Raw genomic sequence first — 13,270 nt, 5'->3', positions numbered from 1 at the left:
ATTCGGCAGGCAACCGGCCGATACATCCGTGTCCATGGATCCCGAGACTCTGCGCGTCCTCGGTGCCGTGCTGGCCGCCGTGCGCGACGCGCGCGGGTACCCCGACCTGCTCGGGCGCCTGGCCCGAGGCATCCGGACCGGGCTCGGCTGCGAGCGCGTGACCGTCTACATGCTCTCGCGCCGGCGCGGCCTCTTCCTGCCCGCCGCCGACGTCGGCACGCCCGCCTCGGTGGTCGAGACCTTCGCGCAGCGTGGGTACGGCCCGGAGGCGTTCCCGGGCCATGCGGCGCTCCTCGAGGGACGGCCGCTGCACCTCGTCCGCGGGGCCGTGCCCCCGGACATCGAGACCATGCTGCGCCTGGCCGAGCTGCGCGAGCTGGCGGTGGCGCCGATGATCTACGAGGGAAGCGGGGAGGGCGCGCTCAGCTGCGGCGTGCACGACGGTCCGGGGTTCGGACCCGAGGCCCTGCACGCGCTCGGGGAGGTCGCGCCGCACGCGGCGCTCCTCGTGCACACCGCCCGCCTCGAGGCCGAGCAGGCGCGGCTCGCCGAACGGCGCGCCCGCCTCGCGACCTGGGCCGCCGCCGTCGTCGGCGCCGACGACGTCGACCGCATGGCCGAGCGCGTGTGCGCCGCCAGCCGCGCGCTCTTCCGGGCGACGCGCTCGGCGCTGCTCCTGCTGCGCGGCGACGAGCTCCACCTGCGCGGCCGCGCCGGCTCGTTCCCGACCTCGGTCCCGACACGCCTCGTGGTGACCGGCGAGGCCGCCTTCGAGGAGCCGCTGCGCACGGGCCAGCCGCTCATCGTGAACGACTACCGCCACAGCGCCTACTTCCGGGGGGCGATCGCGGCGGCGTCCGGCGCGGCGTCGGTGCTGATCATCCCGCTGGTCGACGCCGCCGGCTGGCTCGGCGTGCTCACGGTGACGGACGTCGAGGAGCCGTTCCGCTTCAAGCCGACGGACGAGGAGGACGCGCGCCTCCTCGGCGCCATCACCACGGTCGCGCTGCGCAAGGGGCTCGTCGTCGAGGAGCTGCGCCAGGCGAGCGCGGCGAAGAGCGAGTTCCTCGCGAGCGTGTCGCACGACCTGCGCACGCCGCTCAACGTGCTGCTCGGCTACACGCAGCTCCTCGGCGAGGAGACGTTCGGCGCCGTCACCACCGAGCAGCGCGACACGCTGCGCCGCATGGAGCGCACCGCCGCGAGCCAGCTGACGCTCGTCAACGACCTTCTCGACCTCGCGCGCATCGAGCAGGGCAAGCTCAGCTGCACGCTGCTCCCCGTCCACCTCGGCGAGCTCACCGACGGCCTGCGCGAGATGATGGAGGCGCTCCTGCGCGATCGCCCCGTCGCGTTCGACATGACCATCGCCAGCGACGCGGTGGCGCGCACCGACCGCGAGCGACTGCGCCAGGTGCTCGTCAACGTACTGGTGAACGCCGCGAAGTTCACGCAGGCGGGCTGCGTGCGTCTGGTCGCGGCGCGCGTCGGCGAGGCCGTCGACGTCACCGTCGCCGACACCGGCCCGGGCATGGACACCGTGCTCGCCCGCCAGGTGACGGAGCCCTTCGTTCACGGCAGCGGACCGGCCGCCGGCACGGGTCTCGGCCTCGCCATCGTGTCGCGCCTGCTCGGCGTCCTCGGCGGCTCGCTGGCGATCGACTCGGCGCCGGGCCGCGGCACGCGCGTGCACATCCGGCTGCCGGGCGCGTGACGCGGGACGCCGACTAGAGCCGGAAGCGGTGCAGGAACGGGCGCACCGCGGCGAGGAAGCCCGGCGGGTTGTCGCCCATCACCGAGTGGCCGGCGCCCGCGACCTCGACGGCCGCGCTGCCCGGCACCGTGCGCAGCAGCTGCTCGGCGCCCTCGCGGGCGAGGATCGGGCTCTCGGCGCCGCGCACCAGCAGCACGGGACAGCGCAGGCGTGCGACCGCGCGCCACAGGCCCTCGAGGTCGCGCGTGCCGGCGGCGATCTCGGGGTCGAACTTGTAGGTCCACGTGCCGTCGGGGCGGGGGCGCAGTGCGTGGCACAGGCGGTCGCGCAGGTTCTCCTTCGTGCGGCGCGGGTTGAAGGCGTGCATCTGCTCGACCGCGTCGTCGAACGATGGGAAGTCGCGCACCGCGAGCTGCGCGGCGATCTGCTGCTTGCCCGTTTCGGCGACGGTGGGCACGACGTCGACGACGACGAGGCCGCGTACGCGCGCCGGCCGCGCGGCGGCGTAGGCGATCGCGTTGAGACCGCCGAGGCTCATGGCGACGAGCGTCGCCTGCGCCCAGCCGAGACGGCCGAGGACGGCCTCGATGTCGCCCGCGAAGTCGGCGCGCTCGTAGCGCGGCGCCCAGTCGCTGTCGCCGTGGCCGCGCTGGTCGAGCGCGACCACGTGATGGTCGCGGGCGAGGTCGGGCGCCACCTCGTCGAAGCTGTGCGCGGTCTGCGCCGCGCCGTGCAGGAGGAGGAGCGGGCGGGCGCCGGGCCGGCCCCAGTCGAGCCAGTGAAAGCGCCGGGAGCGCAGGGTGGCGTGGACGTCGCGGGCGACGGGCATGCGGCCCGCGTAGCCGACGCGCGTCGATTGCGCCACCCGGCGACGCCGGCTATCGCGGGCGCGTGATCTCCGTCGGCGACGCCCTCCGACACGTGCTCGCGGCGACGCCGGTGCTCGGCACCGAGCGCGTCCTCCTCGGCGATGCGCTCGGGCGGGTGGCGGCGGACGACGTGGTCTCGACGCGCGCGGTACCCGCCGCCGCGAACTCGGCGATGGACGGCTTCGCGGTGCGTGCGGCCGACGTCGCGGCTGCCGGCGCCCGCCTGCGCGTCGTCGGCAGCGCGCCCGCGGGGAGCCTCCTCGGCGGCGCGGTCCCGCCGGGAGCCGCCGCGAAGATCTTCACCGGCTCGGTGATTCCCGACGGCACCGACACGGTCGTGAAGGTCGAGGACACCAGCTCGGCGGACGGCGTGGTCACGATCGCGGTCGCCGCCACGCCGGGGCAGAACGTGCGCCTCGCGGGCGAGGACGTGGCCGTCGGTGCCGTCGTGCTGGCGGCCGGCACGCGCATCGGGCCGGCCGACCTCGGCGTGCTGGCCTCGGTGGGACGCGCGACCGTCACCGTGCACCGCCGCCCGCGGGTCGCGATCGTCGCCACCGGCGCGGAGCTGGTCGAGGTCGACGAGGAGCCGGGGCTCGGCCAGGTCGTGAACAGCAACGCCTACGCGCTCGTCGGCGCGGTGCGGGAAGCCGGCGGCGAGGCGGTCGTCCTACCGATCGTGCGCGACCGCTTCGACGACATCCGCGACCGCCTCGACGAGGCCGCCCGTGCCGACGTCGTGCTCTCGACCGGCGGCGTGTCGGTCGGCGAGTACGACTTCGTGAAGGAGGCGCTCGACGCGCTCGGCGTCGAGCGCCGCTTCTGGAAGGTCGCGCAGAAGCCGGGCAAGCCGCTGACGTTCGGGACGCGCGGCGCGTGCCTGTGGTTCGGGCTGCCGGGCAATCCGGTGTCGGCGCTGGTCTGCTTCGCGGTCTACGTGCGGCCGGCGCTGCGCCGGCTCGCCGGCCATCGGCTGCTGCACCTCCCGTGCGTCGAGGCGACGCTGGTCGCCGACCAGAGGAAGGCGAAGGCCCTCACCGAGTTCGTGCGCGTGCGGCTGACGCAGAGCGGCGAGGGCTTCGAGGCGGCGCCGATGGCGTCGCAGAGCTCGGGCGTGCTGAGCGGCATGGCCGCCGGCGCCGGCCTGCTGGTCGGGCCGGCGGCCGAGGACCGGCTCGTCGGCGGCCGGCGTTACGGCGTCCTCGTGACCGCGCCGGACGGGCTTTCGCGCGCCGCGGCGGGCGGCCGACTCGCCCGCGATTTCGATTGACGCGTCGGCGTCCGGGCGTGGTAGCACCCGCGCATGCGGATGCTCCTCTCGTCGATCCTCGCGCTCGCCGTGCTCGCCACGTCGCTGCCGGCGCTGGCCGAGACGCCGTCCAGCTGCGGCGGCGTGCGCGCGCGCAAGCTGAGCCTCTCGACCGACCGCACGCGCCTGCGGTTCCGCGGCGACGTCTTCGCGGGTCCCGGCCTGCCCGACGTGAGCGGCGGGTTGTCGACGAGCCTCACGCTGACGCTGGCGTACGAGCCCGAGGCCGATCCGGCGAACCAGCTGTGGACCGCGACGATCCCGGCGGCGTCGTTCGCGCCGGTCGCGAACGGCGTGCGCTTCAAGGACAACACCGGCGCCCACGGCGGCGTCACCTTCGTCCTCGTCAAGAACGGGCCGGCGGGGACGCGCAAGCTGCTCGTGAAGCGCAAGGGCGCGGCGATCGCCGGCGCCAACCGCGCCGGCGCCCTGCGTCTCGTCGTCGGCGCGAACGGCGGCTGCGCGCGTACGTGCAGCGTCGGCTGCACGGTGAAGGGCGCGAAGCTGAAGTGCGCCAAGTCGAGCGACAGCACGCTGTGCGGCGTCAAGTCGGGCTGCGAGCTGCTGAACGTCAGCGACGGCGCGTACTCCGGGCGCGACTGCATGTTCCCGTATCCGTCGAGCCACTTCCTGCGTAACGACGCGTCGACCGCGACCGGCAAGCGCGTCGCCTATCCGCGCGAGGTCCTGCCCGCCAACGCCAGCGGCGTTCACATCGATCCCACGCCGTACAACGTGCTCGACGGCTTCAGCGCCGGGCCGACGATCCAGGTCTACTGGCCGCAGGGCGTGAACCTCGCGGCGTCGAACGTGCCGCCGCTCACGAACTTCGCCGCCTCGCTCGCGCCGTCGAGCCCGACGGTGCTCATCGAGGCCGACGCTGCCGGCTGCCAGCGCGTCTCGCACTTCGGCGAGAACGACGTCAGCATCGGTACCGACGGCGTCACCCCGGTCGCGCCGCCGGATCAGCTGTTCCTCATCCGTCCGGGCGTGCGTCTGAAGAGCGGGACGCGCTACATCGTCGCGCTGCGCGGTCTCGTCGGCCAGAACGGCGATCCGATCGCGCCGTCGACGGCGTTCGCGGCGCTGCGCGGCGGTACGCCGTCGGGCAACGCGGCCGTCGAGGCGCGGCGCCCGACCTTCGACGCGATCTTCGCCAAGCTCGAGAACGACTGCGGCGTCTCGCGGTCGAACCTCCAGCTGGCGTGGGACTTCACCACCACCAGCGACGCGTCCGTGCAGCGCTACCTGCTGCACATGCGCGACGAGACCTTCGCAGGCTACCTCGCGGGCTCGGCGGCGCCGGCGTTCGTCGTCGACAGCGTCACCGACAACCCGTTCCCGGGCGACGTTCCGCAGCGCATCTGCCGGCGCGTCACCGGCCGCTACACGGTGCCGCTCTATACCACCTTCAACGGCCCGGGCTCGGTGCTGAACCTGAACGCCACGACGAACCTCCCGGTGCAGAACGGCTTCGCCACCGACGTGCCGTTCACGGTCTCGATCCCGTGCAGCCTGACGGCTGGGCCGACGCCGGGCCGCGCGATCTTCTACGGCCACGGCCTCCTCGGCTCGGGCAGCGAGGTAACGGCCGGCAACCTCCGCACCCTCGCCAACACCTACGGCTTCGTCATGGCGGCCACCGACTGGCAGGGCTTCTCGAGCGCCGACCTGCCGGTGGTCTTCGGCTTCATCAGCGACCTCTCCGGGTTCGGGAAGCTCTCCGAACGCCTGCATCAGGGCGTGCTGAACCAGCTGATCCTGGCCCGCCTGCTGAAGTCGCCGAACGGCTTCGTGACGCACCCGGCGTTCGTCTACTCGGGCACGCCGATCATCGACACCTCGGACGTCTTCTACTACGGCATCAGCCAGGGCGGCATCGAGGGCGGCATCGTGATGGCGCTCTCGCAGGAGGCCACGCGCGGCGTCCTCGGCGTGCCGGCGGCGAACTACTCGACGCTCCTCCACCGCAGCCGCGACTTCGATCCGTACTTCGCCGTGCTGCGCGGCGCCTATCCCGACGCGATCACGCGGCACGCGACGCTGCCGCTGATCCAGCAGATCTGGGATCGCTCGGAGCCGAACGGCTGGTACCACACGACGCTCGCCGGCAGCGTCCCGAACACGCCGCCGCACAAGCTCCTCATCCACATGGCGACCAGCGACGACGAGGTCGCGAACCTCGGCACCGAGATCATGGTGCGCTCGATGGGCATCCCGCAGGTGGCGCCGGTGGTGACCAGCTACTTCGACATCCCCGAGCTGACGGCGCCGTTCGACGGCTCGGCATTCGTCGAGTCCGACGGCCACTACGGTCCCGTCCCGCTCACCAACATCCCGCCGGCGGACAACGACGCCCACGGCGCGATGCGGGCGCTCCCGGCGATCCAGGCGCAGATCGACGCCTTCCTGCGCACGGACGGCACCATCCAGAACTTCTGCACCGGGCCCTGCGACCCGCAGTGAGGCCGTCCCGCGGCTCCCGAGCGCGTCGCCGGCCGCGTTCGGGAGTCGCTACGTCCGGCGGAAGCTGGTAGGCAGGGCTCGGTCATGACCGAGCGCGTGCAGAGTGCCGCCGCGACGGTGGGACCGGCGCCGGACGTACGCTCCCTGCGTGTCGCGCTCTCTCCCTTCGTATTCCGCGGCATGCTGGTGGGGATGGCGGCGGTGGCGGTGGGCCTGCACCGCGTGAGCCGCAGCCGGGGCATGGCCTGGCGCTTCGCGAAGGCCCGCGCCCGCACGCTCGAGGCGATGCTCGGCGTCCGCGTCGGGGTGACGGGTCTCGAGCGGCTCGAGCCGGGCGTCTCGTACGTCTTCGCGCCGAACCACCAGAGCCACCTCGACATCCTCGCGCTGCTCGGGCACCTGCCGGGCGCCACGCGCTTCGCCGCCAAGCGCAGCCTCTGGCGCCATCCCGTCGTCGGTGCCGTGCTCGACTCGCTCGGCATGATCCCGATCGACCGCGACAACACCGCCGACGCGATCGCGGCGCTGAACCGCGTCCGCTCCGCGCACGACTCGTTCGTCGTGTTCCCGGAGGGCACGCGCAGCCGTGACGGGCGTCTCCAGCCGTTCAAGAAGGGCGCGTTCGTCACCGCAATCCGCCTCGGCCTGCCGGTCGTGCCGGTGTGCTGCCGTGGGACGCGCCGGCTGATGCCGAAGGGGAGCCGGCTCACCGTGCTGCCGGGCGACGTCGAGCTCGTCATCGAGCAGCCGATTCCGACCGTGGGGCTCGGCTTCGACGACCGCGATCGGATCGCGGCGCAGGTGCGCGCCGCGATCGAGCGACACCACACGGGATGGTAGTCGACCCGCCGCGGACCTGCCTCCACTGTGCGCTCGCCCGCGCGCTGCGCGCCGAGGCCGACGCGCTCGCCGCCGCCGGGCTCGCGATCCGGCTCGGTCGCTCCGAGCCGGTGTGGCTGCCCGCGTCGGGCCAGCGGCTCTACCGCGCGATCCGGCGCCTCCTGCGGACGGCGCGCCTGCGGGCGGAGCATGGCCCGGTGAAGCTCGCGGTGGTCGACCTGGTCGGCAAGCCCGACGTCGAGGTGACGGCGGCGGTGCCGGTGGGGTGCGACGCCCGCGTGCTGCGGGTGGCGTTCCCGCGTCACGTCCCGGCGGCGCTGCCGGGCGGCTTTGCGGAAGGAGTTGCGTCGTGAGCCACGGGTCGGTCCCGCTCCAGCGTCTCAGCCACGTCGGCCTCTGCGTGCGCGATCTCCAGCGCGCGCTGCGCTACTATCGCGATCTGCTCGGCTTCGAGCCCGAGCACGAGCTGCACGTCATGGGCCAGCCGACCGACACCCTGCTGCGCCTGCGCGACACCGATCTCCGCGCCGTCTACCTCGTGCGTGACGGGGTGCGGCTCGAGCTGCTCCAGTTCGCGAGCCCGCCGCCGCCGCCGCCGCGCGAGCGCACCATGCACGAGCCGGGGCTGACGCATCTGTCGTTTCGCGTCGCCGACCTGCCGGCGACGCTGGCCGCGCTGCGCGCCGCGGGCGAGCGGGTGCTCGAGGAGACGGTGATCCACTTCCCCGAGTGGCAGTCGGGTGCGGCGTTCGTGCTCGATCCGGACGGTCAGCTCATCGAGCTGGTCCAGGCGCCCGGCGACCCTTCCGCCCCGCCGCGGGCATAGCCGCGAGCGTACCGCGGCGGCGCCGCCGCCGGCCGGCGAGCGGCGGCGCGTCGAGGTCGATCGGCCCGCGGCCGTCCGCGGCGGCCGCGAGCCACGATGCGAGCACGCGCGCGCGCCGCGGCGTGACGATGAATCCCCCGGCGTCGCCTCCGCCGGGACCGTGGATCATGAGCGCGACACGCGGTGATCCGACGAACCGTGTGACCCGCAGCGAAGCCCCGCCGGCCAGCGGCATCACGAGGGCGTCCACCTCGTGCAGCGCAACGACTTTGCCCATGGAGTCTCCCGACGGCGGCGCGCCCGGTGGTCCCGTTTCCCCGCGCGGGATGCACCACACGGGCGTCGGAGGTGTCAAGGCAAATCGGCGCTGATCAGCGCGGCAGGCCGAGGATGCGTTGCGCGATGATGTTCGCCTGCACCTCGGAGGAGCCGCCCGCGATCGCGCCGACGCGCGACCACAGGAACGCCTGCTGCCAGCGTCCGTCGTCGAGCGCGTGGACGCCGCCCGCGAGCTGCGCGTGCGGGCCCTCGAGGCGCAGTGCCAGCTCGTGTACGCGCTGCGTGAGCGTTGCCCAGAAGAGCTTCACCAGCGACGACTCCGGCCCCGGCTCTTCGTGCCGCTCGAGTCGCGTGAGCGTGCGGCAGTTGAGGAGGCGCATGACCTCGACGTCGATCCAGCGCGCCGCGATGTCCTGGCGGACGTCGGGATCGCCGGCGCGGCCGCGGGCGCGGGCGAGGGTGCGGAGGTCGTCGAGCGCGATGCGCTGGAGCACCTGCTCCTTGAACGCGAAGCCGGTGCCGCGCTCGTGGGCGAGCGTCGTCATCGCGATCTCCCAGCCCTGCGCCGGCGCGCCGACGAGGTGTGCGTGGGGGACGAGCACGCCGTCGAGGAAGACCTCGCTGAACTCGGTCGAGCCGGTGATCTGGCGCAGCGGCCGGATGGTGATCCCGGGCGCGGTCATGTCGAGGACGAAGTAGCCGATGCCGCGATGCTTGGCGGCGCTCGCATCCGTGCGCGCGAGGAGGATGCCCCAGCGCGAGTATTGCGCCCAGCTCGTCCACACCTTCTGGCCGGTGAGGCGCCAGCCGTCGCCCTCGCGCTCGGCGCGCGTGCGCAGCGCGGCGAGGTCGCTGCCGGCGCCGGGCTCGCTGAAGAGCTGGCACCACACCTCGTCGGCGGAGAGGATCGGCGGCAGCCAGCGCGCCTTCTGCGCCTCGGTGCCGTAGGCGATGAGCGTCGGCCCGGCGTTGTTGATGCCGACGCGGTTCAGGAGCTGCGGAGCGCGGACGGCGGCGAGCTCCTCGTTGAGGATCGCCTGGCGTGCCGGCGGGGCGTCCTGGCCGCCGTACGCGCGCGGCCACAGCAGGCCGACGTAGCCGGCGGCGTGCAGCCGGCGCTGCCAATCGCGCAGGAACAGGACCTCCTCGGCCATGGACGCGTCGTCGTGTGGCACTCGCTCGGCGCGCGCCGGCGCGTTGGCCGCGAGCCAGGTGCGCAACGTCGCGCGGAAGGCGTCGTCCGCGGCCGACCAGGCGAAATCCACGCCGCGCGGTCTACCACCCGTCGCCGCCGGGATGCTACTTGGCGCGGCATGCGGCTCGGGCTCGTGACGCCGATCGTGACCCGGCATCCCACGCGCGACGCCGCGTGGACCGCCGACGCCGGGCCGGAGGACCTGCGCGCGATCGCCGTCGCCGCCGACCACCTCGGCTACCACCACCTGACGTGCAGCGAGCACGTCGCGGTGCCGCGGAGCGCCGTCGCCACGCGCGGCGCGTGCTACTGGGACCCGCTGGCGACGTTCGGGTTCCTCGCCGCGGTGACGACACGCGTCCGCTTCGTCACCCACGTGCTGGTGCTCGGCTACCACCACCCGCTCGCGATCGCGAAGCGCTACGGCACGCTCGACCGGCTGTGCGGCGGGCGGCTCGTGCTCGGGGTCGGCGTCGGCACGCTGGCGGAGGAGTTCGCGCTCCTCGGTGCGCCGTTCGACGACCGCGGTCCGCGCTTCGTCGATGGGCTGCGGGCGCTGCGGGCGGCGTTCGGACGCCGCGAGCCGGCATACGTCGGGCCTCATCATCGCTTCGGCGAGGTGGTGGTCGAGCCGTGCGGCGTGCAGTCCGAGGTGCCCATCTGGGTGGGCGGACGCAGTGCGCGTTCGCTGCGGCGTGCGGTCGAGCTGGCCGACGGCTGGGACCCGTTCGGGCTCGGGCTCGACGCCCTGGCGACGCTCCTCGCCCGTGCCCGCGACACCGCGGCGTGGCAGCGGCGGGTGCGCCCGCTCGAGCTGGTGCTGCCGCTGGAAGCGGTGCTGGATCCCGTCGATCCCGCCGAGCGCCGCCAGCTGTGCGACCTCGCGGAGCGCCACCGCGCGCTCGGGACGACGGTGCTGAACTGCCGCTTCCGTCACCGCAGCCTCGCCCATTACCTGGAGCAGCTCGAGGCGGTGGCCGCCGAGCTTGCGCCGTCCTGAGTTTCGGCTTGTCCGCCGCCGCGGCCGGCGCTAGGACCCGAGCGTCATGGATCGGCTCGAGCTGCTGCGTGACCTCCTCGATCGGGCGCAGGACCGGCTCGAGGGCATGCAGACGGACTGGCAGCGGTTTGACGCCATCCTCGAGGCATTGCCGGCCGCGATCTTCGTCGCCGCCCCGGAGCCGCCGTTCGCGGTGCGATACATCAGCCCGAGCGTCTTCCCGCTCACCGGCTGGACGCCCGCCCAGTACGTCGGCGATCCGCGCTTCTGGTGGGATCGCGTGCATCCCGACGACGGCGGGGCGCTCGGGGCCCTGTCGGCGCGTCTCGAGGCCGGCGGCACGGTCGACCTCGTCTACCGGCTCGCCCACGCGACCCAGGGCTGGCGCTGGGTGCAGGGGATCATGCGCCTGCTGCGCGCGCCCGACGGGCGCGCGCAGGAGTTCGTCGGCGTCGCGTACTACCTCGGCCGCGAGCCGCACGTCGTGCCCGGCAGCGACGGTGAGGCGGCGCCGCACGCCGCGCAGCTCGCGATGATCGCGCACGAGATCCGCAATCCGCTGCACGCGATGGCGGGCGCGCTCGACGCGCTCACGGGCGTCGAGCTGCCGGAGGCGGCGCGCCCCTGGGTGGCGGTGCTCGCGCGCGGGCTCGATGCCGCGCTCGGGGTCGCGAGTGACACGCTCGATACGGCGATGCTCGACGCGGGCCGGCTGCGCATCGAGACGCGGCGGCTCGACGTCGCCGCCCTCCTGCGCGACGTCGCGCTCCTCTGCGGTCAGGCGGCGGACCGTGCGGGCCTCACCCTGCGCACCACGTGCGATCCGGCCGCGTGCGTCGGTCTGCTGGGTGATCCGAATCGCCTGCGCCAGGTGCTGGTGAACCTGGTCCAGAACGCGCTGCGCTTCACCGTGCAGGGCGGCGTGACGGTCCATGCCGCGCTCGCGTGCGAGCCGCCGTCGGCCCCGACGGTGCTGGAGCTCGCGGTGGTCGACACGGGTCCCGGCTTCGGCGAAGCGCAGCGGGCGCGACTGTTCGAGCCGTTCGCCGCGCCGCCCGGGGTGCCGGCGCACGGCGTGCGCGGTACGGGGCTCGGACTCGCGATCACGCGGCGCCTCGTCGCCGCCATGGGCGGCACGATCGCCGTCGACAGCGTGCCGGGGGCGGGGAGCCGCGTGGTGGTGCGCGTGCCGGCCCTGCGCGAGGGGCTTCAGCGCGCGTAGAGCTGCGCGAAGTAGTCGCGCAGCATCCGGTCCGACGAGAAGGCCTCCTCGGTCGATGCGATGCTCGCCTGCATGATGCGGGTCCAGCGGTCGCGATCCGCATAGGCAGGCAGGACGTCTCGCTCGAGGACCGTGTAGAGCGCCTCGGCGTCGCGCTGATCCTGGTCGGGATGGCCCGACGTCTCGTCGCCGATGGCCCAGCCGTTGACCCCGTGCTCGCAGGCCTCCGGCCACCACCCGTCGAGCACCGAGAGGTTCGGGACGCCGTTCATGGCCGCCTTCATGCCGGACGTGCCGCAGGCCTCGAGCGGCCGCACCGGGTTGTTGAGCCAGACGTCGGCGCCGCGCGTGAGCGCGCGCCCGAGCGCCATCTCGTAGTCGGGGACGAAGACCACGCTCTCGGGGAAGCGCTGCGACATGCGCACGAGCGTGCCGATGATGCGCCGGCCGGCGTCGTCGTCGGGATGGCCCTTGCCGGCGTACACGAGCTGGAGCTTGCCGCCGTGCAGGAGCGGCTCGATGCGGGCGGGGTCGCGGAAGAGGAGGTCGCTGCGCTTGTACGAGGCGGCCCGTCGCGCGAAGCCGATCGTCAGGACGTTCGGGTCGAAGCGCACGCCGGTGCGGCCGGCGACCGTGTCGAGCAGCTCCTGCTTGAGCGCCGTGTGTGCCTTCCACAGCGCCGCGGGATCGGCGGCGGCGGCGCGGATCGTCGCCTCCTGCCAGGTGCCGCAGTGGACGCCGTTGGTGATCGGGATGATGCCGCTCGCGTCCTCGACCTCGCGCCACATCTCGCGCGAGACTTCGGCGTGCAGCTTCGACACGGCGTTCGCGCGGCGCGAGAGGCGCAGGCCGGCGACCGTCATGTTGAACGGGTCGCCGCCGATCGAGCGCATCTCCCAATCGACCAGCTCGCAGCACGCGCCGAGGCGGCGCAGCTCGCCGAGCCCGTGCACCTCGTTGCCTGCGGGCACCGGCGTGTGGGTGGTGAACACGATCTGCTCGCGCACGGCGGTCCAGGCGTCGCGGAACGAGGCGCCGTTGCGCATGCGCTCGGCGATCAGCTCGACGCCGGCGAAGACCGCGTGGCCCTCGTTGAAGTGATGCGTGTCGACGTCGATGCCGAGCTTGCGCAGCGCGCGCACGCCGCCGATGCCGAGCAGGATCTCCTGGGCGATGCGCGAGTCGAGCTTCGGATCGTACAGGCGGTGGGTGATCCAGGCGTCGCGCGCGTGCACGGGCTCGAGGAGCAGCAGCGGGGCGTTGCCGAAGTGCTCCGTGCGCCACACCCGCGCCTCGACCTCGCGGCGGGCGACGCGGACCCGGACGCGCACGCCGGTGTCCTCGAGGAAGTCGGCCTTGTAGCTCGGAAACTCCGAGACGGGCAGGCCGTCGTCGCCGATGCGCTGGCGCGAGTACCCGCGCGCCCAGCGCAGGCCGACGCCGACCACCGGGAGCTTCAGGTCGTGGGCGGACTTCATGAAATCGCCGGCGAGGATGCCGAGACCGCCCGCGTAGATCGGGAAGGTCTCGGAGAGGCCGAACTCCATGCA

The 13,270-nt window shown here is 73.8% G+C and carries 11 protein-coding genes; 8 read left to right on the top strand and 3 right to left on the bottom strand.

Annotated features, from left to right (window positions below):
- The first annotated feature begins 34 nt into the window (after positions 1–34).
- The gene (locus KIT14_21560) at positions 35–1,714 is read left to right on the top strand and encodes a GAF domain-containing protein (protein ID MCW5893111.1); all 1,680 of its coding nucleotides are present in this window, start codon (positions 35–37) and stop codon (positions 1,712–1,714) included.
- A gap of 13 nt (positions 1,715–1,727) precedes the next feature.
- Here the strand turns inward: KIT14_21560 and KIT14_21555 are convergent, their stop codons facing one another.
- Positions 1,728–2,543 (bottom strand): alpha/beta hydrolase, encoded by an 816-nt coding sequence (locus KIT14_21555; GenBank protein MCW5893110.1) that lies wholly within the window; start codon positions 2,541–2,543, stop codon positions 1,728–1,730.
- 62 nt (positions 2,544–2,605) lie between these two features.
- Here KIT14_21555 and KIT14_21550 point away from each other — a divergent pair, with 62 nt between their 5' ends.
- The 5 genes from KIT14_21550 (at position 2,606) to KIT14_21530 (ending at position 8,024) form a co-directional block, all read left to right on the top strand.
- Positions 2,606–3,853 (top strand): molybdopterin molybdotransferase MoeA, encoded by a 1,248-nt coding sequence (locus KIT14_21550; GenBank protein MCW5893109.1) that lies wholly within the window; start codon positions 2,606–2,608, stop codon positions 3,851–3,853.
- Positions 3,854–3,886: 33 nt separating this feature from the next.
- Positions 3,887–6,358 (top strand): hypothetical protein, encoded by a 2,472-nt coding sequence (locus KIT14_21545; GenBank protein ID MCW5893108.1) that lies wholly within the window; start codon positions 3,887–3,889, stop codon positions 6,356–6,358.
- Between the two features lie 84 nt (positions 6,359–6,442).
- Positions 6,443–7,198 (top strand): 1-acyl-sn-glycerol-3-phosphate acyltransferase, encoded by a 756-nt coding sequence (locus KIT14_21540; GenBank protein MCW5893107.1) that lies wholly within the window; start codon positions 6,443–6,445, stop codon positions 7,196–7,198.
- Positions 7,192–7,551 carry a hypothetical protein gene (locus tag KIT14_21535; protein ID MCW5893106.1) on the top strand — a complete coding sequence of 120 codons (360 nt, stop codon included), beginning with the start codon at positions 7,192–7,194 and terminating at the stop codon, positions 7,549–7,551. The genes KIT14_21540 and KIT14_21535 overlap by 7 nt, the downstream gene beginning before the upstream one ends.
- Positions 7,548–8,024: a VOC family protein gene (locus KIT14_21530; GenBank protein MCW5893105.1), complete on the top strand. Its 477-nt coding sequence runs from the start codon at positions 7,548–7,550 to the stop codon at positions 8,022–8,024. The genes KIT14_21535 and KIT14_21530 overlap by 4 nt, the downstream gene beginning before the upstream one ends.
- 371 nt (positions 8,025–8,395) lie before the next feature.
- On the opposite strand, the gene KIT14_21525 is transcribed toward KIT14_21530, so the two are convergent.
- On the bottom strand, positions 8,396–9,568 hold the full coding sequence (locus KIT14_21525; protein MCW5893104.1) for an acyl-CoA dehydrogenase family protein: 1,173 nt from the start codon (positions 9,566–9,568) through the stop codon (positions 8,396–8,398).
- 48 nt (positions 9,569–9,616) lie between these two features.
- Between KIT14_21525 and KIT14_21520 the strand changes: the two genes are divergently transcribed.
- The gene (locus tag KIT14_21520) at positions 9,617–10,498 is read left to right on the top strand and encodes an LLM class F420-dependent oxidoreductase (GenBank protein MCW5893103.1); all 882 of its coding nucleotides are present in this window, start codon (positions 9,617–9,619) and stop codon (positions 10,496–10,498) included.
- A gap of 46 nt (positions 10,499–10,544) precedes the next feature.
- A complete protein-coding gene (locus KIT14_21515) occupies positions 10,545–11,720 on the top strand; it encodes a PAS domain-containing protein (protein MCW5893102.1) in 1,176 nt (391 codons plus the stop codon).
- On the opposite strand, the gene glgP is transcribed toward KIT14_21515, so the two are convergent.
- Complete coding sequence (gene glgP / locus KIT14_21510; protein ID MCW5893101.1) at positions 11,708–13,267, bottom strand: alpha-glucan family phosphorylase; 1,560 nt, start codon at positions 13,265–13,267, stop codon at positions 11,708–11,710. The two genes, KIT14_21515 and glgP, sit on opposite strands and share 13 nt — an antisense overlap.
- Positions 13,268–13,270: the final 3 nt, after the last annotated feature.

The sequence above is a fragment of the bacterium genome (assembly GCA_026129405.1).
In the GTDB taxonomy this organism is placed as follows: Bacteria; Desulfobacterota; Binatia; order DP-6; family DP-6; genus JAHCID01.
The sequence above is the reverse complement of the archived record's forward strand: the minus strand, read 5'-3'. Positions and strand labels throughout refer to the sequence as shown.